This is a genomic window from Providencia sp. PROV024 (assembly GCF_032709665.1).
GTDB lineage: Bacteria > Pseudomonadota > Gammaproteobacteria > Enterobacterales > Enterobacteriaceae > Providencia > Providencia huashanensis.
This window is the reverse complement of sequence record NZ_CP120545.1, coordinates 2,895,580-2,921,870: the sequence shown is the minus strand read 5'-3', so window position 1 is coordinate 2,921,870 and position 26,291 is coordinate 2,895,580. Positions and strand designations below refer to the sequence as shown.

Below are 26,291 nucleotides of genomic sequence, written 5' to 3'. Positions count from 1 at the left end.
GGGAAAGGATAATCTATAAACATCATTTAGAATTCTGATATTCATCAGAAAAGCAGAGTATAAAAGGAGGAGGGAAGGCGAGCCCACAATAGGCAATGATTTAATCGTATAAGGTAATAAAACTAAGGCGTAATGTTTTATTACCTGAAGAGTTACCCCTTATTTTAGATGATTAAACAGGCACTACTTCAATGATATAAACGTGGGTATCCGTGTTGATGATCCGATTAAGTTTTAACCCAGACTTGGCAAATAGCGCTTCAAACTCTGCTTTTGTATGCCCGCCGCCATCCGCGGAAAGGTTGATACAGAGTAAATCCAATTCTTTGCCAAAATAGGGTTTGTCATCATCACCAATAACACAATCGATCAAGAGTAATTTAGATGATTGCTTCATAGCACGGCGGATAGTTTTTAGGATCTCAACAACTTTGTCATCTGGCCAGTCATGGCTGATATACTTAAGTAAAAATATGTCGGCTTCTGGGCATTTTTCAAAGAAAGAACCGGGGCAAGTTTCCCAACGAGAGTCATCTTCTAATAAGTGTAAGATATTATTTTCTAAAACATGTTCCCTATCAAATAGAATACCTTGAACTGTTGGGTTGTTTTTCAGTACTTCGAGAAGTAAACCACCAAAGCCACCCGCAATATCAGCTACAACAATATTTTCATTGAAATCATAATGCCTAACTACAGAGTTATTTTCTATCGCTGAAAATGATGACATACCATTATGGAAGTTGTCGGGTAAGTTGGCATTTTTCTCCCAATATTCAAAGAAACTACCGCCAAATAAATCTTCAAATACCGGTTTTTTTAATGCGATATCACTTAATTGATAAGACGGCATCCAAAATGTTTGGTCTGTTACCATGAGTATCGCTTGGCGTAATGAAAATGGATGATCAGCCTTTAGAAATTCGGCTTCAGGGTTTAAGGCAAAACGCGAGTCACCTAGAGAGGTAAAAATCCGGTGGCTGGCAAGCAGGCGCAGTATTTGGCGAATTGTTCTTTCTCTGCAACCGAGTTCTTGTGCTAGCTGCTCTGACGTTTTGGGGCCACTCTCTAAGTGTTCAGCTAAATTAAGTTTTGCAGCTGCACGTAATGCAGCTTGAAACATGAAACCAATTGTTTGCTGTAAAACGTATACGCCAGCACTGAGGTCATCTGGTTTGTTAGTTACCGTTGAAGAGTCTTTCATTTGACATCCTATTATTGTTTAAAAAAAGGTCAATTGATTTGTTCTTTTTAAGTATTATATTGCTTTGCGGAAAAAGCAAACCATATAAAAAGAAAATGCTATAATTTCTTATCTTAATGTATTATAAGTAATTATTTTTTTGATTGTCTGCTTTGTTATGGATTGTCAAATTAGCGTTAATATTTTATTTCACACATAAAATATAAATATATTTAATGTAACTTAACTGAAATATCAATAGGGTTAACTAGGTTTTTCCCCCTTTAATACGGGGTGTATAAAATAAACGACAAACCAGTATTGTCACTGTCTCCAAATGGAGACATTTATCTTTTTGATATTTAAGGTTATTTTATTTTTGATGCTAGAGTGTCTTAAATTAGCGACAATACGATGAATGGAGAACACTATTTTTGTGTACTTAAATCCCGTAAAAGAATGGTTGAATATATTTTTTGTTATTATTCAAAGTGATGAGTGTTTTCTTGAAAAGTTGGCATGGCTTGTGCATAATAATACTCAGTTGCTCATTCAATTTATTATGTAGGTCCATAATTAGTTGGGTACATACCACATAAAGCAAGAATGACGCCAAAGTAAGGTGCCTACCGTCCAACAGCACAGATACTCGCCTTCGGGCCTTATCAAACACAGGGCGACACGTTGAGTGAGGCACCACCTATATGATTATCTTTATTGTAAAGACATAGTCATATAAAAGAAGTAACCCATCGCTGGCGGGGTAGAGTCCAATACTCTATCCCGCCTTCCTGTTTATCTCCCCCATTCTTTCGAACCGCTGCGTTGCTATCTCAGTGTAGTTTCCCCAAAGATCATCTTAAGTGATTGGTTGTTGAAATGCGCTTTTGCTATTTATTTATCAATAGATATGCGTGGCTAAAAAGCCCCGACCTTTATTTAGAGAGGTTGGCATGTTGATTGCTATCACATTATACACTTAGTCTGATTTCAACATTGCGGTATACAGAATTGTGATTCAACTACCCGTCCTACAAAGAGTTCTGTTACCATTAAAAAACGTTTAATGAGTATGAGATGAATGCATTGAGTAAATGGCGTTTTTTCCCGCGCTCCTTGCGCCAATTGGTTGTTATGGCATTCTGGTTGGTATTATTACCACTCTTAGTGTTAGCTTATCAGGCTTACCAAAGCTTAGAGCAACTGAGTAATCAAGCAGCCGATATCAATAAGACCACATTGCTTGACGCAAGGCGCAGTGAGGTCATGAGTAGTCTCGCCTTGGAAATGGAGCGTAGTTATCGGCAATATTGTGTTTTACAAGATGCGACACTACAGACACAGTATCAAAAGCAATTTGTTGACTATGAACAGATGCTTGAGCGCCAAAAGACGATTTTACCGAAAGACTCAGATACCTCTAACCTGTCTAAAATATTAGGGCAACTTAAAGCAGTTACTTGTGAAAATAACGAACCAACCCAGAAAGTTGTTCAAGCATTGGAACAATTTTCCGCTGAAAATGCACTTTTAATTCAAGAAACAAGAAATGTGATTTTTAGTCGTGGAGAGCAATTACAAAAAGCAATTGCCAATAAAGGGCAATTATTTGGTTGGCAAAGTTTAATCCTCTTTTTATTGAGCGCATTACTGGTCACTTTATTCACAAGGATGATTATTGGTCCGGTGAAGGTTATTGAGCGAATGATTAACCGCCTCGGTACTGGTCGAACCTTGGCGAGCAATATAGAACGCTTTAAAGGCCCTCGAGAGCTGCGTACTATTGCTCAGCGGATCATCTGGTTGAGCGAACGTTTGGCATGGCTTGAATCTCAACGCCATGAATTTTTGCGTCATATTTCACATGAATTAAAAACGCCTTTAGCCAGTATGCGTGAGGGAACAGAACTTCTTGCGGATGAGGTTGCTGGGCCATTAACGGTCTCCCAAAGGGAAGTTGTCGAAATCTTAGATCATAGCAGTAAGCACCTTCAGCAACTTATTGAACAACTTCTTGATTATAATCGCAAATTGGTAGATAACCCACCTGAAGCACAATTAGTCGATTTGCAAAAGCTGATTGACGATATTGTAAATGCACATAATTTACCGGCGAGAGCGAAAAATATTAAAACGGACGTGCGTCTAAAAGTTGAAAGTTGCTTAGCAGAACCGACACTTCTTGGGCGTGTAATCGATAATATCTACTCCAATGCGGTGCACTATGGCAGCGAATCAGGTAATATTTGGGTTTCTAGTCGTAGGATAGACAATAAACTTCTGATTGAAGTTGCTAATACAGGTACTCCAATCCCAGATTCTGAAAAAAGCATGATATTTGAGCCTTTTTATCAAGGTTCATTACAAAGAAAAGGTGCTGTTAAAGGAAGTGGATTAGGGCTAAGTATTGCACAGGATTGCATCAAACAAATGGGGGGAGAGCTCTCCTTGGTGCCTCATAAATCAGCAGATGTTTGTTTTAGAATTGAACTGCCTCTAACAGCAGAGAATGAATAATGGTAAATCGGTCTACAGAACTTTTAACCGTACTTTGTAATAAAGTCGCGTTTAATAAACAAAAGCAGGTGGTTAGTTACGTGATGAGACGTACAACTACACATATTGGGGTGGTTTTATTTGGCCTTTTTTTAACAGGTTGTGTTACGAAAGATGGGCAATCCCCCCTTGAAACACTGTCACAAGTTGTTGTACCTGAAGTTAAAGTGACTGACTATCGCTATGCATCTTGTGAAACTATTTGGGATAATGACCAGCTAGCAGCTCGTGAAAACGCCTTGTTTTGGTTACGTATGATGGATTGTGCTGATAGGGTTGATATGACTCAGGCTCGAACTGATGCTAATCAAATAACGGTGACGGATTGGTCGACGGCATTTCAACAAAATATCTTATTAAATTCAGCAGACCCCAGCATTGCTGAAAGGCGAAAAATGCTTGATAGCATTAATACCTATAGTTTGAGTTTTCCAACAGGGGTACGCCCCTTATTGCAGCTATGGCGTGAACAACAAGTGCAAATTATTAATCTTTCTGATGCAGGTTCGCGTTATAAGCGTTTGCAGCAAGAAATGGACAGTAAACTCGACCGCCTAAAGGAAGACAATGCCAAGCTGGCTTTTGAATTGAACACGACTGCGCGAAAATTAGAAAACTTAACGGATATTGAACGCCAACTTTCTTCACGCAAAAAAAGTACTAATGAAACAGAAAAAGAAGTCGAGAATGCAGTAGAAGGGGAAAAACCTACATCTTCAGAGAGCCAGCAGCCAAGTAACACATCGGGCTCATCTGTAGAACAGCCTTCATCGGAGAATGAACCTAATGACAAACCGTAAATCGGCAAATTTACTGTTAGTGGATGACGACCCAAGTCTACTTAAACTACTCGGAATGCGTTTAAGTAGTGAAGGTTTTAAAGTCATTACGGCAGAAAGCGGGCCTGAAGCACTAAAAATATTACAAAAAGAAAAATTAGATTTAGTGATCAGCGATTTACGAATGGATGAAATGGATGGCATGGCGTTATTTGATGAAATTCAAAAAGCCCATCCGAATATGCCCGTTATTATATTAACGGCACACGGCTCTATTCCTGATGCTGTTGCGGCTACACAACGAGGGGTATTTAGTTTCTTAACTAAACCCGTTGATAAAGATGCACTATATAAAGCCATCGACGAAGCTCTTGCGCTTTCATCAACCCCAATAAGTGATGAGGAATGGAGCTCTGGTATTGTGACTCGCAGCCCTTTAATGATCCGTTTACTAGAGCAAGCCCATATGGTTGCTCAGTCAGATGTAAGCGTATTAATTAATGGGCAAAGTGGTACAGGTAAAGAAGTATTGGCTCAAGCAATCCATAAAGCAAGCCCTCGTGCTCGTAAGCCATTTATTGCGATTAACTGTGGCGCATTACCTGAGCAATTATTAGAGTCTGAACTTTTTGGCCATGCTAAAGGTGCATTTACAGGCGCGGTGAGTAATCGTGAGGGGTTATTTTTCGCTGCTAGTGGTGGGACCTTATTTTTGGATGAAATTGGTGATATGCCAATGCCATTGCAAGTCAAATTATTGCGAGTGTTGCAAGAGCGCAAAGTACGCCCCTTAGGAAGTAACCGTGATTTAGATATTGATGTACGAATTTTATCTGCCACTCATCGTGACTTACCGAAAGCGATGGAAAAAAATGAGTTTAGAGAAGACCTTTATTACCGCTTGAATGTAGTTAATCTACGTATTCCTGCGTTGAATGAACGCTCTGAAGATATCCCATTATTAGCTAATCATTTATTACGTGAGTCAGCATCTCGCCATAAACCGTTTGTACGCAGTTTTTCCAGTGATGCGATGAAATGCCTTATTACCGCGAGTTGGCCAGGAAATGTGCGTCAGCTAGTCAACGTCATTGAACAATGTGTTGCACTCACCACGTCTCCTGTTATTAGTGAAGCGCTTGTCAGTCAGGCTCTGCAAGGGGAAAATACGGCCCTCCCGACTTTTGTTGAAGCGCGTAATCAGTTTGAACTAAATTACTTGCGTAAGTTATTACAAATGACGAAGGGGAATGTGACTCAAGCTGCTAGAATGGCAGGGAGAAATCGTACAGAATTTTATAAATTACTTGGTCGTCATGATTTAGAAGCCAATGATTTTAAAGAATAAATGAAAATTATTGACCGCATGAATTTTATCGAACAAATTATGTGCAATAGAGCAATCCATATTCATGCTTCGGGAGAAAAAACACCTTATGAGCCGTAAGCTTAACATTTCGCTAGCACAACTTAACTGGCTAGTCGGTGATATTGAAGGCAATTGTGAACGCATGCTGCAAGTTGTAAAAGAACAAGCAGGTCACACTGATATCGTTATGTTTTCAGAGTTATCACTGACTGGGTATCCTCCGGAGGATTTGATTTTCCGTGGTGATTTTGAAGACCGTTGCCTCGTACAACTTGAACGCCTACAAAAAGCCAGTTCTGCTACAGCAATTATCGTCGGTCACCCATGGTATGAAAACGATGAAATCTATAATGCGTTATCATTTTTTTACCAAGGCAAATTACACGCACGTTATTTTAAACAAGAACTGCCAAATTATGGTGTATTTGATGAGCCTCGTTATTTCACGGCTGATGAAAAAACCTGCGTAGTCGAATTTAAAGGTTATCGCATTGGGTTATTGATTTGTGAAGATATTTGGTATGACGAGCCAGTGGATGCCGTTAAAGGCGCCGGTGCTGAGTTATTACTCACGATAAATGCTTCACCTTATGATATTCACAAAGAACATATTCGTAGTGACTTGCTGGTCGATCATTGCCAACGTACTAATATGCCTATCGTCTATCTCAACCAAGTCGGTGGTCAAGATGAACTAGTATTCGATGGCGGTTCTAAGGTATTGGCGAATAAAGGTAAACAAGTATACCAGTTGGCTGAGTTTGAAGAACAAGTAGCGACAGTCCATTTTGAAGATTTGGTATTGGTGACTGATGGTGGGGCTCAAGAAGAAACGAACTCAGTGGCTCAAGTTTACCAAGCGTTGGTATTGGCAACACGTGATTACATCACTAAAAATGGCTTCAACGGTGCTATTTTAGGGTTGTCTGGGGGGATAGACTCAGGGCTGACTGTTGCTATTGCCGTAGATGCAATAGGTAAAGAGCATGTACAGGCAGTGATGATGCCTTTCCGCTATACTTCTGAAATGAGCATCCATGATGCCAAAGAACAAGCTGAGCTGCTCGGAGTTGAATTTGATATTGTTTCTATTGAGCCAATGTTTGATGCATTCATGGCACAATTAGCACCTATGTTTGAAGGTACAGCAGCTGATACAACAGAAGAAAACCTACAAGCACGTTGCCGAGCTGTTATTCTAATGGCAATGTCTAATAAACGCCGTCGTTTAGTGTTGACCACAAGTAACAAAAGTGAATCGGCCGTGGGCTATTCAACATTATATGGCGATATGGCTGGGGGATTTGATGTATTAAAAGATGTGCCTAAAACCCTCGTCTTTGAGTTAGCTAAATATCGTAATACAATATCGCCAGCTATCCCTCAACGTGTCATTGATAGGCCTCCTTCTGCGGAACTTGCTCCAGGCCAGTTAGACCAAGACAGCCTACCGCCTTATGACGTTTTGGATGCGATACTTGAAGGTTATGTCGAAAAAGATCTCTCCGTTAATGATTTAATTAAGTTAGGTTTTGATAAAGACATGGTGCGTAAAGTTGTACGCCTTGTTGATATTAACGAATATAAACGCCGTCAAGCTCCTATTGGGCCGCGTATTACCATGCGTAATTTTGGGAAAGATCGCCGTTATCCGATCACCTCAGGTTTTGGCCGTAAAAACTGGTCATAACAGGGACTATTTATGAAAAAAATTGATGCAATTATAAAGCCATTTAAACTTGATGATGTTCGTGAAGCTCTGGCTGAAGTAGGAATAACTGGGATGACTGTTACTGAAGTGAAAGGCTTTGGTCGCCAAAAAGGGCATACCGAGCTGTATCGCGGTGCAGAATATATGGTCGATTTCCTCCCTAAAGTAAAAATTGAAATTGTAGTTCCGGACGATATAGTCGAAAACTGCGTCGAAACCATTATGCAAACCGCGCAAACCGGTAAAATTGGTGATGGTAAAATCTTTGTTTATGACGTTGCCCGGGTGATCCGCATCCGTACGGGTGAACAGGACGAAGAAGCGATTTAAACATAGAAGGAAAAAGCGGTAACGGAAAATACACAGGAATGGGATTAAAACAGTGTATTTGTTAGATGAACCCGTTACCGCTAAATTGCGAGAAAACTAAGCCGCTTGAGCTTTAAAACGTGATTAAAGCAATTTTAATGCGTTAATGCATCTCAAGAAATGCTCTTCTCACGAGAAGAGCATTTTTTTATCAATTAGTTGAGTGGCAGAACCTTATGTGGGCCAAAACATTCATAGTGAATAGCATTGGCATCAACCCCCATTGAAACCAACTGTTTACCAACATGTTGCATAAAACCGACTGGGCCGCAGAAGTAAAACTGCATGTTTGGTTGCTCAATCCATTCACGAACTTGCTCTAAGTCCATTAAACCTTGGAATTGATAATCAAAGCCAGCCCGATCAGTTGTACGAGGTTGATTAAACCAAATGGCAGATTGCCCCGCTTTTTGTTTTGCCATCAGTTGTTGTATTTCATGGCTAAAAGCATGAACAGCCCCATTTTCAGCCGCATGTAACCAATTGACTTGTGCATCGTGCCCTTGTTCTGTGAGGTGGTTAAGCATACTCAACATCGGGGTTAAGCCTACACCCGCAGAAATCAACGTGACAGGGGTTTGGTTATCAACATCGATAAAGAAATCACCACAAGGAGGGGCCAATAATACGCTATCACCTTCATTTAATTGCTGGTGTAAGAAATTAGAAACAGCGCCTTGGTCTTCGCGTTTTACGGCGATACGATAGCTATGACCATTAGGTGCAGTAGTTAATGAATATTGGCGAATTTCTTGGTTTTCAAAATCATCACTATTTACATAGATTGTAATATATTGCCCTGCGCGGTAATTTGCGACGGGTTTTCCATCGACAGGGACAAATTCAAAACTGGTGATGACATCACTTTGTGGCTGTTTTTGTTTTAGTTTAAATTCCCGTAGGCCTTCCCATCCCCCCGTTTTATCTGAGTTTTCTTGGTAAATTGCGGCTTCACGACCAATGAAAATATCCGCTAATACACCATAAGCTCTTCCCCATGCATCAAGCACTTCTTGACCTGGGTTAAGTAATTCATCGATAGCTGCCAGTAAGTTTTCCCCAACAATTGGGTAGTGCTCCGGTTTGATATTTAAACTCACGTGTTTTTGTGCGATTTTTTCCACGGCAGAAACCAGTGCTTCAGGTGTTTCAATATGGACGGCATAAGCGCAAATAGCATTGAATAGGGCTTCGCGTTGGTCACCATTCATTTGGTGAGTCATATTGAAAATATCTTTTAGTTCAGGATGTTGTTTAAACATTCTGTCATAAAAATGGGCGGTAAGTTTGGGGCCTGTCTCAGCAATGGCAGGGATAGTTGATTTAACAATGGCAATGGTTTGGCTATCTAACATACAGGTGCTCCTGAATTATTTTCATGTTCCCTTAGTGTTCATCGCGATGATGTATTTTTCAGCTACTTGAAAATATATTGCATATTTTCATTTAGATAGCGTTATTTCACCGTAATAAACGTACTTTTATTTGAGAGACACAAAGTTTATTTATAAACATGCATTTTAAATACAACTTATAATATTTAAGGTAACAAGTAAATACTCAAACGTGGAAAATATGACTGAAATAAACACATAATGAGAAGGGGCTTGCAAATTCAGCGATCTCTGCGTCAAAAAATAAAATTTGGGCTATTTTATAGTGAAGCCTTAAGAAGCAAATGAAGTGAAAAAAATTAATGCAATCGTTTGCGTATATTTTTTCTTTAGGGCTATCTCAACAGAGAAAAAGAGTTTACACTGTGTGTTATTGCGATGAATCGATTTTCAACCTATTGAATTGCTGAGGCAGGAGAAGCGAATGTTAAAGCGTGAAATGAATATTGCAGACTATGATCCAAAACTATGGGAAGCAATGGAGCAAGAAGTACAACGTCAAGAAGAACACATTGAATTAATTGCTTCTGAAAACTATACCAGTCCACGAGTCATGCAGGCTCAAGGTTCTCAGCTAACCAATAAATATGCAGAAGGCTACCCAGGTAAACGCTATTACGGCGGTTGTGAGTACGTTGACGTCGTTGAGCAATTAGCGATTGACCGTGCAAAAGAATTATTTGGTGCTGATTACGCAAACGTACAGCCGCATTCTGGTTCACAAGCAAACGCTGCTGTTTACATGGCTTTATTACAACCGGGCGATACAGTGTTAGGTATGAACCTTGCACACGGTGGGCATTTGACGCATGGTTCGCCAGTTAATTTCTCGGGTAAGTTATATAATATCGTTCCTTATGGTATTGATGAGAGCGGTAAAATTGACTACGACGATATCAAAGCACAAGCAGTAAAACATCAACCTAAAATGATTATCGGCGGTTTCTCTGCATATTCAGGTGTGGTTGATTGGGCTAAAATGCGTGAAATTGCAGATAGCATTGGTGCTTATTTGTTTGTTGATATGGCTCACGTTGCAGGTCTTATTGCAGCTGGTGTTTATCCAAACCCAGTTCCTCACGCTCATGTTGTCACAACAACGACCCATAAAACTTTAGCAGGCCCTCGCGGTGGTTTGATCCTTGCTAAAGGTGGCGACGAAGAGATGTACAAAAAAATCAACTCTGCGGTATTCCCAGGTTCTCAAGGTGGCCCTTTAATGCATGTGATTGCAGGTAAAGCGGTTGCGTTGAAAGAAGCTATGGAGCCAGAGTTCAAAGTTTACCAGCAGCAAGTGGCGAAAAATGCGAAAGCCATGGTCGACGTTTTCCAAAAACGTGGCTATAAAGTTGTATCTGGTGGAACTGAAAACCACTTATTCTTAGTTGATTTAGTTGATAAAGGTATTACTGGTAAAGATGCTGATGCAGCTCTTGGCCGCGCTAATATCACTGTTAACAAAAACAGCGTACCAAACGACCCGAAAAGCCCATTCGTAACGTCTGGTGTACGTATTGGTTCTCCAGCAATTACACGTCGTGGTTTTAAAGAAGCGGAAGCAGGTGAGCTAGCTGGCTGGATGTGTGATATTCTAGACAACCTCAATGACGAAGCGACCATTGAAAGCGTGAAACAAAAAGTATTAACAATCTGCAAAAAATACCCAGTTTACGCATAATATAAACAATATTTAATTACCTAAACCCGCTTCTACATGTTTGTATGAGCGGGTTTTTTGCATTGAAAAAAGGGAGGGGTGATGGTCATTCCATCAACACGTTGGTTAGCTATTGACTATTTTACCTATTTTTTTGCGTATAGTATTTTTTTACCATTTTGGTCTGTGTGGCTACAGGGCGAGGGTATTGATGCAGAAATGATAGGGGTTTTACTCGGTGTCGGGCTAACAGCTCGTTTCCTAGGTGCAATGTTTATTACTCCTTCCGTTAAAGAGCCCTCAAAACTCATCATGGCACTACGACTGCTAGCAGGTCTCTCATTAATTTTCTCTGTTGGTTTTGCTTTTGGTTCCCATTGGGCATGGTTATTATTTGTGATGATAGGGTTTAACTTGTTTTTTGCACCAATGGTTCCATTAGGGGATTCGTTGGCTGGCACTTGGCAAAAACAATTTTCATTCGATTATGGCAAAATCCGTGTTTGGGGCTCTATCGCATTTATTATCGGCTCATCTTTAATGGGCTATTTGGCGGGAGTCTGGGGTCATCAGTCCATTATGGTTGCTTTGATTATAAGTTGCTTAGCATTATTGCTAGGGTCAATGTTAAAACCCGCTATCATGCCGACTGGAGCTGCCAAAGTAGAGGGCGATGATAAGCTTTCCTTTAAGCAATTAATTGCAGATAAGAACATCGTGAAGTTTTTAGTTTGCGTAACGCTGCTGCAAGGTGCACATGCAGCTTATTATGGGTTTGCGTCCCTATTTTGGAAAGAAGCGGGCTATTCAGATTTAGTAATAGGTAATTTGTGGTCACTGGGTGTTGTCGCAGAAGTGATAGTTTTTATGTTGAGCCACCGTTTATTTAGGCGTTGGAGTGCTCGTAATCTATTACTCTTATCTGCATTTTGTGGGGTGATTCGCTGGGGCTTAATGGGGGCATTTACCAGTTTACCAGTATTAATCATTATACAAATACTGCACAGTGGTACCTTTACGGTTTGCCATTTAGCCGCGATGCGTTTTATTAGTGCGCGTAAAGAAAATGAAATCATTCCGTTACAAGGGGTGTATTCTGCCCTAGCCACCGGTGGTGGGTTAGCTGTGCTTACAATTATTGTTGGTTATATTTATGAGCGCGTTCCAGCCCATCATGGTGTGGTTTTCTATTTAATGGCTTTTCTTGCTATTCCTGCCATATTTATTCGACCCAAAATTGTTGCTCAGCCGTAATGGTGAATAGTTACGAGGGAGTCTGTTGTCAAGTAGTGAAGTGAATATGCGTATTCTTGCTGCATTTCATTTATATTAATTTAAATAAAAACACTTAATTAAAATGGGCAAGTAGCTTTCTGAGCTACTTGCCATCTAAAGTTAGTATTATTTTTATAAGCTTGGTAAGAATGTTGTAAATACAGGCATAAATGTCACTAGTAATAAAACAACAATTAATGCGAAGAATAACGGTAATACTTCACGAATAAAGTCAGCAATACGCACACCTGTGATAGACGTCGCGACAAACATCACTGTTCCCATTGGTGGCGTTAAACAACCAATAGCCAAATTCAATATCATCACAATACCAAAGTGGATTGGGTCGATACCGAGTAATTTGACCGTTGGCATTAATAGAGGAACGAGCACAATAATCGCGGCATTACCTTCAATGAACATGCCTAGAATTAACAGAACCGCATTGACTATCATTAAAAATACATAAGGATTGTCAGAAAAATTGGTCATCATTCGCGCGACATCTTGTGCCACTTGCTCATTCGTCAATACCCATGCTAATGCGGAACATGTCATGATGATTAGCATAATACTCGCGGTTGAACGAGCTGTTTCGAGAAACGAAGCGGCGATATCTTTTAACTTCATTTCGCGATAAAAGAAGGTACCAATAACGATGACATAAAGTACAGCAATTGCACCAGCTTCTGTTGGGGTAAAAATACCAAACCTAATTCCACCAATGATCACAAGAACCAACAAGAAAGCTGACATTGCGCCTTTACCGGTTTGGTATACCTCTGACCAAGTCGGTCCTTTTTCTCTTGCTGGTTTATAGCCACGTCTCTTGGCAATCAAATAAATAGTAACCATTAAGGCAAGGCAGCACATAAGGCCAGGAATAATTGCAGCCATAAACATTTTGCCAATGGAAACGTCAGCAACAAACCCATAAATAATAAGGGCTATCCCAGGGGGAATAATTGGGGTAATGAGTGAACCAGCTGCTGTCACAGCAGCAGAAAAACTCCTTCCATAGCCTAATTTCGTCATTTCAGGCACTAGCATTTTAGACAGCATTGCACAGTCTGCAAGGTTAGATGCTGATAGCCCACCCATCATGGTGCTTAACAATACGTTTGATTGAGCAAGACCTCCAGGGTAGTGGCCGGATAAAGTGCCAGTGAATTTTAGCATTCGACTGGTTATTCCAGTGTAATTTAATAAATTTCCTAATAAAATAAAAAAAGGAATAGCTAGTAAGGTTACGTTTTCCCCTGCACCAATAATTCTCTGTACGGCGATTAATGGAGAAATATCACCAACAGAAAAGAAATAAGTGAGTAAAGCGATTAATACACTTAAGAATATAGGGACGTTAATTAAAAAACAGAAAATTAATACAATACAGGCGATAACTACTGACATGGTTTATCCCCTTTAATTAATTTGCTCATATCTTCCAACAAATGTTGAATTGAAAATAACACCATGATGGATGCACCAATAGGAACAGAGAGGTCGATGTAATAATAAGAAACACCAATAATTGGGGTTATCTTATCTTCTGCAATAATAGACAGTTCGTATCCAAGGTAACCGAAAATTGATAAAGCAATGATAGCCATAATATGGGTGAATACTGCGATAACTAACTGTATTTTTTCAGGAAATAAAGAGGTGATGGCATCAATACTGACATGCATTCTTTTACCTGCGGCCGAAGCGGCACCGATCATGACAAGCCAGATGTAGCAAATAATTAAAACTTCTTCACTCCACATTAAAGGGTCATTAAGAAGCCAACGCATGAACACAGCAAGAATAGTGATCATCACAATCGCTGCGACGGCGAGTGATGATACAATATCACTTAATTTCCCCAGAAATTTAAACATAGAAGATCCTTGCAAGAATAATAGCTAACCTTATTATTGTGAAAAGACTGGCGGAATATACCGCCAATCATGATGGTTAATTATTAATAATATCTTGTGTTTGCTGGTATAAATTTGCAGACCACTCTGGGAATTCATTATAGAATGGCTTAGATTTTTCTTTGAAAAGCTCACGGTCAACTTCAACGACGGTAACCCCTTCATTCTTCATTTTTTCAATAATTTCTTTTTCTTCTTTTAGAACTAATTCAGTTAAATATTGGCCTGCTTCATTTCCTGATTCAACCAAAGCTTGTTGAATATTTTCAGGTAATTTACTGTAGGTTTTGCTTCCCATGACTAAGTTAGTGACGTTTTCTACATGGCCCGTTAGGATAAGAAATTTCGCTGCTTCATGGTGTTTTTGGCCATATAAAACAGGAATTGGGTTTTCTGCACCGTCAATAATTTTAAGGTTAAGTGCGGTATAAACTTCAGCTAAAGGTAATGGTGTTGGAGTTGCTCCCATCGCTTCTAAGCCTTTAATTTGGATCTTATTATTTGGTACACGGATTTTTAAACCTTTTAAGTCATCCGGCGTTTTTATCATTTTATTCGCGAGAATATGACGTGACCCATATAACCAATCTTTAGATACAACATGCAGGCCTTTTTTATCCAACTGCTGTTCTAAATTGCCATACCAAGGTGAAGCATTTAATTTAAAAATATCCTGATAGGAAAGGCCTAAATAAGGACCAAACATAATGCCGTAGTCAGGGACATAGTCAGAGAAGAAAGCGCCATCAGCGAGAGTAATTAATGGGCTACCTAATTTCATTTGTTCTATGACATCTTTCTTAGAACCTAATTGTGAACTTGGGTAAGGGATTAATTCACCTTCACCATTTGTTTTTTCATTGAATTTTTTTGCCCATTCATGGATTGCTAAGTCAAAAGGTTCGCCTGGATTATTTTCGTAGGCAACTTTTAATTTATATTTAGCATCAGCAAAAGCTGAACCAGCCATACTGCCCATTAAAATCATAGTGCTGAGTGTTAAGCTAAGAATTTTCTTCCCGTTCAATGTGCTCAGTTTCATAAAAGTATCTCCTGTAGGGGGATTTATTGTTTTAAATAGTTTTTTTATATCTTTCACGTAAAGTGGATTCAGTGCCATTATGCAGAATAGCATTTATTTTTTGGCAAACATCTTCCTGTAATTGTGGAATTTCATTGAGATTTAAGCCCCATAAATCAGACATTGCTAAGACATTTTGGGTTAACTGCCTTGTATCCGAATCATAGAGGCTATCCCATTCTTTAAAACGTTTGAGCAAATAATCATCATCATTCAATGGGATTGATAATTGATTAAACTGCCCGCGATAAAAAACAATCAATGCCGCGAGTGAGAATGCAATGCAATAAGGGATTTGATTGTATTGGTTAGAATAAGAGATTAATTGAGGTAATAGCCGAGTTTTAAACTTGGTTAATGAATTAAGAGCGATAGAGAGTAATTCATGCTCTATAAATGGGTTGTTAAAACGGTCGATAACTGCGGATGCGAAAGCATTTAACTCCGTAGGGTCTTGAGATAACACAGGGATCACTTCGTTACCGATTAAATCCTTGGTAAAGGATAATAAAATGGGGTTAGATGTGGCCTCACGTACAGTTTTAATTCCTGCTAAATAAGCGACAGGTACCATTGAGGTATGTGCGCCATTCAAGATAGCGACTTTACGCTCTTTGTAAGGTTTAATGTCATCGACAATCTTTATGTTTAATGGCAATTCATTTAATTTCAGTTTTTTCTCTAATTCTTTTGGTCCTTGAATAACAAATAGATAAAAATATTCAGCGGTAACTAAAAACTTATCTTTATAACCTAACTCTTTTTCTAATTTACCGATTTCATTTTTAGGATAACCTGTCACTATTCTATCAACTAACGTAGAGCAAAAGGTATTGTGGTTATTCAGCCACATGATGAAATCATTAGGTAGATTCCAGTCCTCTGCGTGTTTATTGATAAATTCTTTTAATTTTTTACCATTATAATCGATTAATTCACAAGGGATGATTATCAATCCTTTGCTTTTATCACCATTGAAATGCTGATAACGGTGGAAAAGAAATTGAGTCAATTTTGCAGGAAAACTACTTGCAGGCCTATCGTCCAAGCAAACATCTTGTTTATAAACAATACCCGCTTCGGTCGTATTGGAAAAAACCCACTGTAAGTCTGGGTTTTCCGCACAACTTAAAAATTTATCATATTCAGAATAAATAAGAATTTCGCGATTAACGGAATTGATGATCCTGACATTTGAAACACTTTGTTGTTGTTCGTTGATTCCCCTGGTGATGGCGGTATATAAACCATCTTGCTCATTGATTGACGGGTGTGTTGAATCAATCGGCCTGACAATTGTTATGCCGCTATTAAAGTCTGTTTTTTCATTCAGTTGATCAACCATCCAGTCAATAAATGCCCGTAAAAAGTTACCTTCCCCAAACTGAAGAATTTTTTCTGGGTACTGCTTATTAGCCATTGATTGCCGATTCAGGTAATTATCCATGACTATTCCTCGAGTTATTATGTGTATTATTCATCTGGTGTGGGTTCAGACTAGAAGTATTTTTTTTTACGGACTATTAATTGCATCAATTTTGTGGGGTCAATGGCTTTTTGGTGTTTTTAATGTGTTTTTTATCAATTAAAAACATGGTTTTTATCTTTGTTAAAATAGTGATTATTATTATTTTTTATATAATTATATGATAATTAAGAATTATATTATTTTTTGGGTAAGTGAGGATGATTGGTTTTTTATGATTCTATTGTTTTTTTAGTGAAAAATTCAGGTTAAACGTGGAGGAGGGAATAATAATAGTAAGTCATAGGGCGCTCAATTAGTTTTTAATCAAGCGCTTGGATTGAATAGGGTTATTCATATGTCTGTTGTATCGAATTGATCATAGTCCGTTTAGCAGTATCTAAATGGTGACGAAGTTCATTCATCGCGACAATATCATTACGGCTAATTAAAGCACTTAAAATAGTCATGTGTTCTTCGATAGCAAGGACGTTTCTTTCTTTTAAGTCTGACTCATCCCACTGGTATTGGAAGTGGAATATAACAGTAATAATTTCAAGTGATTGGTTAAAAAAGGGATTGTTGGCTCCCGATAAAATAAGGCTATGTAATTCATAGTCTAACTGGGAAAAATCACGATAATTAATCGTGACTGTTTCGCGCAATGCCCTATGTTTAAGTAATAATTCTTTGGCTAAAATCCAACGGTGGTCATCCGCGGGTAAATTTAAAAAATGCGTAAGTGCATTTGTTTCAAGCAACTCCCTAAATTCAAAGAGTTTCTCTGCATATTCGCGAGAAAATTTCATCATGTGCCAGTTGCCTCTATGGGTATTTTTAATTAACCCATATCGAGAAAATTCAACCAAAAATTCCCTAACCACACTGGAGTTAACATGGCTTTTCTTGGCGAGTTGTAACTCTGTAAAAGTATCCCCAGGCATCAGTTCTTTGCGTTTAATCATTTGGTAAAACGCTTTTTCGAATAACACAATTTGCTGATCTGGCAGGCTTGATTCAACTGGGAAGAAATCAGTTTTGTTTGGGTATCGAATAACGTGATATTCATTACCTTGTTTTTCAACAATTTTTTTCTCTAGTAAATATTCAATCGTGTGCCTGACAGTTGTACGACTGATATTAAACATTTCCGCTAAGGAAGATTGAGAAGGAAAAGGCGAAGTTAACAAATTTTTATGAATAGCATCTAAAAATTCATTAATAGAAGCGTAGCGCAAATTTTTACTTCTCACCATTTTGAGGTCCCTCTAATTGATTTTTATTCTTAAAAAACCGATTTAAAACCGATTTTAAAACATTTAATCACAAAACCTGCTTGTTTAATATCTAGATTATGTTTTTTAAATTAAAAAAGACAGATAAATTGATGGAGGATGATATGAAGCAATTGATTTGTCAGGAACCTAAAAAGCTAGTCTATCAGCAAGTTGAAGAGCCAGTGGTCAAAGCCGGTCAGGTAAAAATTAAAATCCATGCTATTGGAATTTGTGGCACAGATATTCATGCATGGGGAGGAAATCAACCTTTTTTCCAATATCCTCGCGTATTAGGGCATGAGATTTCGGGGACCATTTGTGAAGTCGCTTCTGATGTAACTCAGTGGAAAGTAGGGCAACGTGTTGCGGTAATGCCTTATGTTGCTTGCTACGAATGTGGAGCTTGTAAAAGTGGTAAAACGAATTGCTGCGAAAAAATCTCAGTTATAGGTGTACATGAAGATGGGGGGTTTTGTGAGTATTTAAATGTCCCAGAGAATAATGTATTGGCAATCGCCGATACTGTTAGTGATATTGATGGGGCGTTAATTGAGCCATTTTCTATTAGTGCTCACGCGGTAAGGCGTGCGCAAGTGAAATCTCAAGATACGGTTTTGGTCGTGGGCGCAGGGCCAATTGGTTTAGGTGTTGCTGCTATTGCTAAAGCAGATGGTGCTAACGTGTTAGTTGCAGATACCAGTGCAGCAAGGCGCCAGCACGTAGAAAAGGTGCTGGGAGTCACAACCTGTGACCCAGCGGATGAAATGTATTTATCTGTCATTGAAGAAAATTTCCAAGGGCAGTTAGCGGAAAAAGTCATTGATGCGACGGGGAACCCGCATGCGATGAATAGCGCCGTTAATTTAATTCGCCACGGTGGGATAGTGGTATTTGTTGGCTTGTTTAAAGGCAATTTATCTTTTTCAGATCCCGATTTTCATAAGAAAGAAACCACAATGATGGGAAGCCGTAATGCAACGCTTGAAGATTTCAATAAAGTAGCGAAGTTGATGTCGGAAGGTAAGCTAACAAGTGAGATGATGTTAACTCATCAATTTGATTTTAATACCATTGGTAAGCGCTATGAGAAAGATGTTATTAATAATCGTGAGTTAATTAAAGGGGTTATTTTATTTTAAGTCACATTCGTTAAATTACATGCAAAAAAATGCCCACTTAAGACAGCTTGAACTGTAACTTGTTGTGGGCTTTTTTCAAACGGGGGGGGAATTAGCGTTTAAGGGCTTCTGATAATTCGTCTTTCATAACGGATAATATATCTTTAACCACTCGTGGGCTACCAGCAACCAAGTTACCTGAAGCTAAATAGTTATGGCCACCGACAAAATCAGTCACAATACCGCCTGCTTCACGCATGATCAGCTTGCCACCTAAGAAATCCCAAGGTTTTAAACCAATTTCGAAGAATGCATCAACACGGCCTGATGCGACATAGCATAAATCTAACGCTGCGGAGCCTGTGCGGCGAAAATCAGCACATTTATCAAACATAGCCGTCATAATTTTCATATAGGCAGGAGCATGTTGCTTTTGTTTGAAAGGGAAGCCTGTTGCGACAATAGCTCCGTCAAGGCCACGTTTTTCATCGATACGAATGCGGTAACCATTAAGTTGCGCGCCTTGACCACGAACTGCGCTGAACAGTTCATTACGCATTGGGTCATAAACAACGGCAACCTCAGTACGGCCTTTAACGCGCACAGCGATAGAAACAGAAAAATGGGGAAGGCGTTTTGTGAAGTTAGTCGTGCCATCCAGTGGATCGATTACCCATTGAATATCGTTATCTTTACCTAATAACTCACCGCTTTCTTCAGTGATAATAGTATGATCAGGATATGACTTACGGATGATTTCAATAATCAACTGCTCAGATTCTTGATCAACGTTAGTGACAAAATCGTTAGCGCCTTTTTGAGTCACTTTGATATTACTAGGCATTTCATAGTTTTTAGCTATGTGATTACCGGCCTTACGTGCGGCACGTATGGCGATGTTAAGCATCGGATGCATGGGCTTTTTCCACTGGAATGTTAAAGAACGAAAAACAAGAGAGCCGAATTATATAGATGTTCGTCACAATAAGCAATTTTGTGTTAAACTGTGCCGATAATTTTTTCATTAAACGTATAAATCATGTTAGATAATATCCGTATTGTTCTTGTTGAGACCTCACACACTGGTAATATGGGCTCGACTGCCCGTGCAATGAAAACCATGGGGCTTTCAAATCTTTATCTTGTTAATCCTCTTGTTGAGCCTGATTCACACTCAATCGCACTTTCCGCAGGGGCAAGTGATGTTATCGGTAATGCCACGATCGTCAAAACGCTCGATGAAGCCTTAGAAGGGTGTAAATTAGTCATTGGTACTAGTGCTCGCTCTCGTACATTGTCGTGGCCCATGGTTGAGCCTCGTGAGTGTGGTGTAAAATCAGTAAACCAATCAAAAGAGTCACCAGTGGCGATTGTTTTTGGTCGTGAACGTGTTGGCTTGACTAACGAAGAGTTACAAAAATGCCAATATCACTTATATATTCCCACCAATCCTGAATATGGGTCATTAAATTTAGCGATGGCTGTTCAGTTGGTGAGTTATGAAATTCGTATGGCTTATCTGGCTATGGATGAAAAAAATGCGGTAATATCGCCGGATGATGAGGTAGAATACCCGCCATCAGAAGATGTTGAGCGTTTTTATGTCCATCTTGAGAGTGTACTACATGAGTCAGGTTTTATTCGTAAGGCACATCCAGGCTTAATTATGAATAAATTACGTCGCTTGTTCACCCGTGCGCACATTGAAACTCAAGAGTTACATATCTTAAGGGGTATCCTAACGTCGATGGAAAAATGGGCGAAAAAGTGAGGCTAAACTCGTGGTAAAAGTAGGTGAATAATACTTGAGTAAAATAGTCAGGTAAATAGTTGACTAAATTAGTCAGGAATGTCACAATCTTGCTATAATTTACCACGGAGTAATATGTTATGAGACTCACTTCCAAAGGGCGTTACGCGGTAACAGCGATGTTAGATGTCGCGTTACATTCTCAGTCAGGTCCAGTACCTTTAGCTGATATCTCTGAACGTCAGGGAATTTCCCTCTCTTATCTTGAGCAACTTTTCTCTCGTTTACGCAAAAACGAGCTAGTTTCCAGCGTCCGCGGTCCGGGTGGTGGTTATTTGCTTGGCAGAGACGCAGACCAAATTTTTGTTGCTGAAGTCATTGCTGCGGTTGATGAATCTGTTGACGCGACTCGTTGTCAAGGTAATAAAGAAGGTTGCCAAAATGGTGACCGCTGCTTAACCCACGCATTGTGGCGTGACTTAAGCGATAGAATCACAAGTTTCCTTAGCAGCATTAGTCTTGACGAATTGGTTAAAAACCAAGAAGTCATGGTTGTTGCTGATAGACAAGATAATGAACAGCGTAAAACCATGCCAAATGGAATAACACCTGAATCTATTATCAATGTACGTGCTTAAAAAATATATTAAAAATTGCAGTCGGTACATTTTGGTGAGGTTTTAGACGAAGAGCTAGCACCCGCTATTTGTACCTTTAAAAATTAAAGGCAAGCTATATTGACCTTTGGAGTATGTGAGCAATGAAATTACCAATTTATCTTGACTATTCAGCAACAACACCCGTCGATCCACGTGTTGCTGAAAAAATGATGCAATGTTTAACAATGGATGGGAACTTCGGTAATCCAGCATCCCGTTCTCACCGTTTTGGCTGGCAAGCCGAGGAAGCGGTTGATATTGCTCGTAATCAAATAGCTGAATTAGTGGGTGCTGACCCACGTGAAATCGTCTTTACATCAGGTGCAACAGAGTCTGATAACTTAGCGATTAAAGGCGCTGCCAATTTCTATAAAAAGAAAGGTAATCACATTATTACGTGTAAAACGGAACACAAAGCCGTTTTAGACACTTGCCGTCAATTAGAACGAGAAGGTTTTGAAGTGACTTATTTGTCACCACAAAGCAACGGTTTAATTGCCATGCAAGATCTCAAAGATGCTATCCGTGAAGACACAATTTTAATTTCAATTATGCATGTTAATAATGAAATTGGTGTTATTCAGGATATCGAAGCAATCGGTGAATTATGCCGTAGCAAAGGGATTATCTTCCACGTTGATGCGACTCAAAGTGTAGGTAAATTACCTATCGACTTGAACGCATTAAAAGTCGATTTAATGTCATTCTCTGCTCACAAACTGTATGGCCCAATGGGCATCGGTGCACTGTACGTTCGTCGTAAACCGCGTGTGCGTCTTGAGGCACAACAACACGGTGGCGGTCATGAGCGTGGTATGCGTTCTGGTACATTAGCGGTTCACCAAATTGTCGGTATGGGTGAAGCGTATCGTATTGCAAAAGAAGAGATGGCATCTGAGTCCGAGCGTTTACGCGGGTTACGCTTACGTTTATGGAATGGCATTAAAGATATCGAAGAAGTTTACCTCAACGGTGATTTAGAACACGGTGCGCCGCACATTCTGAACGTCAGCTTCAACTATGTTGAAGGTGAATCACTGATGATGTCCTTGAAAGATTTGGCTGTTTCTTCAGGTTCTGCATGTACATCTGCAAGCCTAGAACCTTCTTATGTACTACGTGCTTTAGGGATGAATGATGAGCTAGCACACAGCTCAATCCGTTTCTCTTTAGGTCGTTTCACGACAGAAGAAGAAATTGACTATGCAATCAAAATGATTCATGGCGCAATTGGCCACTTACGCGAGCTGTCTCCTTTATGGGAAATGTTTAAAGACGGCGTAGATCTTAACAGCATCGAATGGTCTCACCATTAATCAGACGGTTTCAGGAGTATAAAAAATGGCTTACAGTGAAAAAGTTATCGATCATTATGAAAATCCACGCAACGTTGGTTCGTTTGACAACAGCGACCCAAGCGTAGGCAGTGGTATGGTAGGTGCACCTGCATGTGGTGATGTCATGAAATTACAGATTAAAGTAAATGATGACGGCATTATTGAAGATGCACGCTTTAAAACGTATGGTTGCGGTTCAGCTATTGCTTCAAGTTCATTGGTTACAGAGTGGATGAAAGGCAAAAGCTTGGATGAAGCTGAGTCAATCAAAAATACAGCAATCGCAGAAGAGTTAGAATTACCGCCAGTGAAAATTCACTGCTCAATTCTAGCTGAAGATGCCATTAAAGCTGCTATTGCTGATTACAAAAGCAAACGCCAAAGCAAATAGGTATAAATGTTAGTGTATAGGGCAACCAATATTAATAAATAACAAAAGTTATCGTCCTATATCTGACAGATTATCCGTAATCATTTGGGGTGAATATCGCTGAGGGAAGTTAACACTCATCAGCTCAATGATGACGGATATAAAATAATTTGAAGGCGGATGCGACTAATCGGTAGCATCTGCCTTATTTGTTTCTAAAGTGAGGTTTGCAATGTCTATTTCTCTTACAGAAAGTGCGGCGCAGCGAATTCAATCTTTCCTACAAAACCGAGGGAAAGGTGAAGGCTTGCGTTTAGGTGTAAGAACTTCTGGTTGTTCAGGAATGGCTTATGTCCTTGAGTTTGCTGATATAATCAATGAAGAAGACACGGTTTTTGAAGACAAAGGTGTTAAAGTTATCGTCGATGGTAAAAGCATTGTTTATCTTGATGGTACCGAGCTGGATTTTGTAAAAGAAGGCTTAAACGAAGGGTTTAAATTTAATAACCCTAACGTCAACAGTGAATGCGGATGCGGTGAAAGTTTTCACGTATAATTCCTTCATATAAGCATGATTTTCGACCGATGTTGCTAATACTGGCGGCATTGGTTACCGGTTCGAGAAACTGAGCACTTATGGATTATTTTACTCTTTTCGGGTTAACTCCCGTTTACGCTATTGATAGCGAACAGCTAACGCAGCGCTTTCAAGATTTACAGCGTCAATACCATCCTGACCGTTTTGCAACTTGTTCCGAACAGGAAAAGATGCAAGCACTTCAAAAGGCTGCAACGATTAATGCGGCTTATCAAGCTCTTCGTCACCCGCTTAAGCGCGCGGAATATATGCTTTCATTGCATGGTTTCGATATTAATAATGAACAACATACCATGCATGACACTGCATTTTTGATGGAGCAGCTTGAATTACGTGAAGAATTAGACAATATCGAAAATAATGCTGATGCACTTGAACTACTGAGCACGTTTATGAAAAACGTCAAGCAAATGCAACAAACAAGAAGTGTGTTGATGGTAACCGAACTGGATGCCATGCAGTGGGAAAAAGCCGCTGATACCGTACGTAAATTGCGTTTTCTCGATAAGCTACAGCAACAGGCTGAGCAACTCGAAGAACGGTTACTAGGCGAATTTTAAGAGAAAACGACTATGGCTTTATTACAAATCAGTGAACCGGGAATGACTGCTGCTCCACACCAACGTAAATTAGCAGCGGGGATTGACCTAGGAACCACTCACTCTTTAATTGCAACGGTACGAAGTGGTGAAGCCGCCGCATTACCTGACAACCAAGGGCGTTTTTTATTGCCTTCTATTGTGAATTATCAAGCAAATAGCAAACAAGTTGGTTGGGAAGCTAAACAACTAGCTGAGCAGGACCCGGTGAATACGGTTATTTCAGTAAAACGTATGATGGGGCGCTCATTAGCAGATATTCAAAAACGCTATCCTGATTTACCTTATCAATTGAGTGCCAGTGAAAATGGTTTACCATTTATTCAAACTGCTGCGGGCCAAGTTGACCCAATCCAAGTTTCTGCTGATATTTTAAAAACACTCGCTAAACGCGCACAAGAAACTCTCGGTGGTGAAATGGATGGCGTCGTGATCACCGTTCCTGCCTATTTCGATGATGCACAGCGTCAAGGTACCAAAGATGCCGCACGTCTTGCTGGTTTACATGTGCTACGTTTACTCAATGAGCCGACGGCTGCGGCGATTGCTTATGGGTTAGACTCTGGGCAAGAAGGGGTAATAGCGGTTTATGACCTCGGCGGTGGTACATTTGATGTGTCTATCTTGCGCTTAAGTCGTGGTGTGTTTGAAGTATTAGCGACTGGTGGTGATACAGCGCTCGGCGGTGATGATTTTGACCAACTTCTTGCTGAGTGGATTGCCAATCAAGCTGGCGTTTCACTGCAAGGTGATCATCATTTAAATCGTCAATTATTGAATATTGCGACCAAAACAAAAATTGCGTTGAGTGATGCAAATACTGCGACCATTGATGTTGCTAATTGGCATGGTGAAATTCACCGTGAGCAATTTAATGCGTTGATTGAAAATCATGTTAAACGGACATTGTTAGCCTGCCGTCGAGCATTGAAAGATGCGGGAGTTGAGGCAGAAGAAGTGTTGAATGTGGTGATGGTTGGGGGCTCAACGCGTGTGCCATTAGTTCGCCAGAAAGTGGGTGATTTTTTTGGAAAAGAACCACTGACCTCAATCGACCCTGACAAGGTTGTGGCCATTGGCGCGGCTATCCAAGCCGATATTCTAGTTGGGAATAAGCCTGACAGTGATATGTTATTGCTAGATGTTATTCCTCTGTCCCTTGGTTTAGAAACCATGGGGGGGCTTGTAGAAAAAGTGATTCCGCGCAATACCACTATCCCAGTCGCTCGTGCCCAAGAATTTACTACATTTAAAGATGGCCAAACGGCAATGAGCGTGCACGTAGTACAAGGTGAGCGTGAAATGGTTGCCGATTGCCGTTCATTAGCGCGTTTTACCTTGCGTGATATCCCGGCAATGGCTGCGGGGGGCGCACATATTCGGGTAACTTTCCAAGTTGACGCGGATGGGTTATTAAGTGTCAGTGCGATGGAAAAATCCACGGGTGTAGAAGCTTCTATTCAAGTTAAGCCATCTTATGGGTTAACGGATAATGAAATTTCAAGCATGATTAAAGATTCAATGTCAAACGCGCAAGATGATCTTAATGCGCGCCGCTTAGCGGAGCAAAAAGTTGAAGCGGCAAGAGTGCTTGAAAGTTTAACGAGTGCATTAGCGCAAGATGCCAATTTACTGACGCCAACAGAAGAGTCGGAAATTGATAATGCAGTCAATGAGTTAATTAAAGCGGTCGAGGGGACTGACCCGGCCGTAATTGAAAATGCCATTAAACAACTGGATAAGCAATCGCAGGATTTTGCTGCGCGTCGTATGGATAGCTCTATACGCCAAGCGCTGTCAGGCCATTCTGTGGATGAGATATAAT

23 protein-coding genes are annotated in these 26,291 nt (G+C 39.9%); 15 read left to right on the top strand and 8 right to left on the bottom strand.

Translation table 11 applies throughout. The features are described 5' to 3' along the window. Positions 1-172: 172 nt before the first annotated feature. Positions 173-1,204, bottom strand: a complete 1,032-nt coding sequence (locus P3L56_RS13495) for a methyltransferase (RefSeq protein ID WP_198860764.1) — start codon at positions 1,202-1,204, stop codon at positions 173-175. Positions 1,205-2,260: 1,056 nt separating this feature from the next. Between P3L56_RS13495 and P3L56_RS13490 the strand changes: the two genes are divergently transcribed. The 5 genes from P3L56_RS13490 to glnB all read left to right on the top strand — a co-directional run bounded on the left by P3L56_RS13490 (position 2,261) and on the right by glnB (position 7,928). Continuing rightward, positions 2,261-3,700: a sensor histidine kinase gene (locus tag P3L56_RS13490; protein ID WP_042844664.1), complete on the top strand. Its 1,440-nt coding sequence runs from the start codon at positions 2,261-2,263 to the stop codon at positions 3,698-3,700. An 83-nt stretch (positions 3,701-3,783) separates the two neighbouring features. After that, positions 3,784-4,539 carry a two-component system QseEF-associated lipoprotein QseG gene (gene qseG / locus P3L56_RS13485; RefSeq protein ID WP_071548855.1) on the top strand — a complete coding sequence of 252 codons (756 nt, stop codon included), beginning with the start codon at positions 3,784-3,786 and terminating at the stop codon, positions 4,537-4,539. Beyond that, on the top strand, positions 4,526-5,866 hold the full coding sequence (gene glrR, locus P3L56_RS13480; protein ID WP_042844663.1) for a two-component system response regulator GlrR: 1,341 nt from the start codon (positions 4,526-4,528) through the stop codon (positions 5,864-5,866). Before qseG ends, glrR begins: the two co-directional genes overlap by 14 nt. An 88-nt stretch (positions 5,867-5,954) precedes the next feature. Beyond that, positions 5,955-7,577 (top strand): NAD+ synthase, encoded by a 1,623-nt coding sequence (locus P3L56_RS13475; RefSeq protein WP_071548212.1) that lies wholly within the window; start codon positions 5,955-5,957, stop codon positions 7,575-7,577. A gap of 12 nt (positions 7,578-7,589) precedes the next feature. Then, on the top strand, positions 7,590-7,928 hold the full coding sequence (gene glnB, locus P3L56_RS13470) for a nitrogen regulatory protein P-II (protein WP_004912721.1): 339 nt from the start codon (positions 7,590-7,592) through the stop codon (positions 7,926-7,928). A 194-nt stretch (positions 7,929-8,122) separates the two neighbouring features. Here glnB and hmpA read toward each other — a convergent pair whose 3' ends face one another. Then, positions 8,123-9,322 (bottom strand): NO-inducible flavohemoprotein, encoded by a 1,200-nt coding sequence (hmpA, locus tag P3L56_RS13465; protein WP_042844659.1) that lies wholly within the window; start codon positions 9,320-9,322, stop codon positions 8,123-8,125. A gap of 463 nt (positions 9,323-9,785) precedes the next feature. Here hmpA and glyA point away from each other — a divergent pair, with 463 nt between their 5' ends. Both glyA and P3L56_RS13455 read left to right on the top strand, forming a co-directional pair. Next, positions 9,786-11,039: a serine hydroxymethyltransferase gene (glyA, locus tag P3L56_RS13460; protein ID WP_105881182.1), complete on the top strand. Its 1,254-nt coding sequence runs from the start codon at positions 9,786-9,788 to the stop codon at positions 11,037-11,039. 81 nt (positions 11,040-11,120) lie between these two features. Continuing rightward, positions 11,121-12,272 carry a 3-phenylpropionate MFS transporter gene (locus tag P3L56_RS13455; RefSeq protein WP_210831503.1) on the top strand — a complete coding sequence of 384 codons (1,152 nt, stop codon included), beginning with the start codon at positions 11,121-11,123 and terminating at the stop codon, positions 12,270-12,272. Positions 12,273-12,425: 153 nt separating this feature from the next. Here the strand turns inward: P3L56_RS13455 and P3L56_RS13450 are convergent, their stop codons facing one another. The 5 genes from P3L56_RS13450 to P3L56_RS13430 form a co-directional block, all read right to left on the bottom strand. After that, positions 12,426-13,703 (bottom strand): TRAP transporter large permease, encoded by a 1,278-nt coding sequence (locus P3L56_RS13450; protein ID WP_042844653.1) that lies wholly within the window; start codon positions 13,701-13,703, stop codon positions 12,426-12,428. Continuing rightward, a complete protein-coding gene (locus P3L56_RS13445) occupies positions 13,694-14,173 on the bottom strand; it encodes a TRAP transporter small permease (RefSeq protein ID WP_048607855.1) in 480 nt (159 codons plus the stop codon). Before P3L56_RS13445 ends, P3L56_RS13450 begins: the two co-directional genes overlap by 10 nt. 76 nt (positions 14,174-14,249) lie before the next feature. Then, complete coding sequence (locus P3L56_RS13440; protein WP_071548209.1) at positions 14,250-15,254, bottom strand: C4-dicarboxylate TRAP transporter substrate-binding protein; 1,005 nt, start codon at positions 15,252-15,254, stop codon at positions 14,250-14,252. Between the two features lie 31 nt (positions 15,255-15,285). Then, positions 15,286-16,740: a tagaturonate reductase gene (locus P3L56_RS13435; RefSeq protein WP_247605590.1), complete on the bottom strand. Its 1,455-nt coding sequence runs from the start codon at positions 16,738-16,740 to the stop codon at positions 15,286-15,288. 368 nt (positions 16,741-17,108) lie between these two features. Next, positions 17,109-18,014, bottom strand: coding sequence for a GntR family transcriptional regulator (locus tag P3L56_RS13430; RefSeq protein ID WP_042844651.1), 906 nt, complete (start codon positions 18,012-18,014; stop codon positions 17,109-17,111). A 143-nt stretch (positions 18,015-18,157) separates the two neighbouring features. Between P3L56_RS13430 and P3L56_RS13425 the strand changes: the two genes are divergently transcribed. Next, a complete protein-coding gene (locus tag P3L56_RS13425) occupies positions 18,158-19,174 on the top strand; it encodes a zinc-binding alcohol dehydrogenase family protein (protein ID WP_166685325.1) in 1,017 nt (338 codons plus the stop codon). Between the two features lie 91 nt (positions 19,175-19,265). Here the strand turns inward: P3L56_RS13425 and suhB are convergent, their stop codons facing one another. Further along, complete coding sequence (gene suhB / locus P3L56_RS13420) at positions 19,266-20,069, bottom strand: inositol-1-monophosphatase (RefSeq protein ID WP_042844648.1); 804 nt, start codon at positions 20,067-20,069, stop codon at positions 19,266-19,268. A 123-nt stretch (positions 20,070-20,192) separates the two neighbouring features. Between suhB and trmJ the strand changes: the two genes are divergently transcribed. From trmJ to hscA, 7 genes are all read left to right on the top strand, one after another. Further along, the gene (gene trmJ, locus P3L56_RS13415) at positions 20,193-20,924 is read left to right on the top strand and encodes a tRNA (cytosine(32)/uridine(32)-2'-O)-methyltransferase TrmJ (protein WP_042844647.1); all 732 of its coding nucleotides are present in this window, start codon (positions 20,193-20,195) and stop codon (positions 20,922-20,924) included. Between the two features lie 119 nt (positions 20,925-21,043). After that, positions 21,044-21,541 carry a Fe-S cluster assembly transcriptional regulator IscR gene (gene iscR, locus P3L56_RS13410; RefSeq protein WP_004264917.1) on the top strand — a complete coding sequence of 166 codons (498 nt, stop codon included), beginning with the start codon at positions 21,044-21,046 and terminating at the stop codon, positions 21,539-21,541. 122 nt (positions 21,542-21,663) lie between these two features. Further along, complete coding sequence (locus P3L56_RS13405; protein WP_042844645.1) at positions 21,664-22,878, top strand: IscS subfamily cysteine desulfurase; 1,215 nt, start codon at positions 21,664-21,666, stop codon at positions 22,876-22,878. A gap of 25 nt (positions 22,879-22,903) precedes the next feature. After that, on the top strand, positions 22,904-23,290 hold the full coding sequence (iscU, locus tag P3L56_RS13400) for a Fe-S cluster assembly scaffold IscU (protein WP_004264914.1): 387 nt from the start codon (positions 22,904-22,906) through the stop codon (positions 23,288-23,290). A gap of 211 nt (positions 23,291-23,501) precedes the next feature. Next, the gene (gene iscA / locus P3L56_RS13395) at positions 23,502-23,825 is read left to right on the top strand and encodes an iron-sulfur cluster assembly protein IscA (RefSeq protein ID WP_004264913.1); all 324 of its coding nucleotides are present in this window, start codon (positions 23,502-23,504) and stop codon (positions 23,823-23,825) included. 80 nt (positions 23,826-23,905) lie between these two features. Next, complete coding sequence (gene hscB / locus P3L56_RS13390; protein WP_042844640.1) at positions 23,906-24,427, top strand: co-chaperone HscB; 522 nt, start codon at positions 23,906-23,908, stop codon at positions 24,425-24,427. A 12-nt stretch (positions 24,428-24,439) separates the two neighbouring features. Next, a complete protein-coding gene (hscA, locus tag P3L56_RS13385) occupies positions 24,440-26,290 on the top strand; it encodes a Fe-S protein assembly chaperone HscA (RefSeq protein ID WP_042844638.1) in 1,851 nt (616 codons plus the stop codon). The last annotated feature ends 1 nt before the right edge of the window (position 26,291 follow it).

What these genes read in the sequence shown, in the direction of transcription:
- P3L56_RS13445 (WP_048607855.1), bottom strand. Translation starts at nt 14,173, where the DNA reads ATGTTTAAATTTCTGGGGAAATTAAGTGATATTGTATCATCACTCGCC.
- P3L56_RS13475 (WP_071548212.1), top strand. Translation starts at nt 5,955, where the DNA reads ATGAGCCGTAAGCTTAACATTTCGCTAGCACAACTTAACTGGCTAGTC.
- hscB (WP_042844640.1), top strand. Translation starts at nt 23,906, where the DNA reads ATGGATTATTTTACTCTTTTCGGGTTAACTCCCGTTTACGCTATTGAT.
- iscU (WP_004264914.1), top strand. Translation starts at nt 22,904, where the DNA reads ATGGCTTACAGTGAAAAAGTTATCGATCATTATGAAAATCCACGCAAC.
- glnB (WP_004912721.1), top strand. Translation starts at nt 7,590, where the DNA reads ATGAAAAAAATTGATGCAATTATAAAGCCATTTAAACTTGATGATGTT.
- suhB (WP_042844648.1), bottom strand. Translation starts at nt 20,069, where the DNA reads ATGCATCCGATGCTTAACATCGCCATACGTGCCGCACGTAAGGCCGGT.
- P3L56_RS13455 (WP_210831503.1), top strand. Translation starts at nt 11,121, where the DNA reads ATGGTCATTCCATCAACACGTTGGTTAGCTATTGACTATTTTACCTAT.
- hmpA (WP_042844659.1), bottom strand. Translation starts at nt 9,322, where the DNA reads ATGTTAGATAGCCAAACCATTGCCATTGTTAAATCAACTATCCCTGCC.
- P3L56_RS13495 (WP_198860764.1), bottom strand. Translation starts at nt 1,204, where the DNA reads ATGAAAGACTCTTCAACGGTAACTAACAAACCAGATGACCTCAGTGCT.
- iscR (WP_004264917.1), top strand. Translation starts at nt 21,044, where the DNA reads ATGAGACTCACTTCCAAAGGGCGTTACGCGGTAACAGCGATGTTAGAT.
- P3L56_RS13405 (WP_042844645.1), top strand. Translation starts at nt 21,664, where the DNA reads ATGAAATTACCAATTTATCTTGACTATTCAGCAACAACACCCGTCGAT.
- trmJ (WP_042844647.1), top strand. Translation starts at nt 20,193, where the DNA reads ATGTTAGATAATATCCGTATTGTTCTTGTTGAGACCTCACACACTGGT.
- P3L56_RS13425 (WP_166685325.1), top strand. Translation starts at nt 18,158, where the DNA reads ATGAAGCAATTGATTTGTCAGGAACCTAAAAAGCTAGTCTATCAGCAA.
- P3L56_RS13435 (WP_247605590.1), bottom strand. Translation starts at nt 16,740, where the DNA reads ATGGATAATTACCTGAATCGGCAATCAATGGCTAATAAGCAGTACCCA.
- glyA (WP_105881182.1), top strand. Translation starts at nt 9,786, where the DNA reads ATGTTAAAGCGTGAAATGAATATTGCAGACTATGATCCAAAACTATGG.
- P3L56_RS13450 (WP_042844653.1), bottom strand. Translation starts at nt 13,703, where the DNA reads ATGTCAGTAGTTATCGCCTGTATTGTATTAATTTTCTGTTTTTTAATT.
- P3L56_RS13440 (WP_071548209.1), bottom strand. Translation starts at nt 15,254, where the DNA reads ATGAAACTGAGCACATTGAACGGGAAGAAAATTCTTAGCTTAACACTC.
- P3L56_RS13430 (WP_042844651.1), bottom strand. Translation starts at nt 18,014, where the DNA reads ATGGTGAGAAGTAAAAATTTGCGCTACGCTTCTATTAATGAATTTTTA.
- iscA (WP_004264913.1), top strand. Translation starts at nt 23,502, where the DNA reads ATGTCTATTTCTCTTACAGAAAGTGCGGCGCAGCGAATTCAATCTTTC.
- P3L56_RS13490 (WP_042844664.1), top strand. Translation starts at nt 2,261, where the DNA reads ATGAATGCATTGAGTAAATGGCGTTTTTTCCCGCGCTCCTTGCGCCAA.
- hscA (WP_042844638.1), top strand. Translation starts at nt 24,440, where the DNA reads ATGGCTTTATTACAAATCAGTGAACCGGGAATGACTGCTGCTCCACAC.
- qseG (WP_071548855.1), top strand. Translation starts at nt 3,784, where the DNA reads ATGAGACGTACAACTACACATATTGGGGTGGTTTTATTTGGCCTTTTT.
- glrR (WP_042844663.1), top strand. Translation starts at nt 4,526, where the DNA reads ATGACAAACCGTAAATCGGCAAATTTACTGTTAGTGGATGACGACCCA.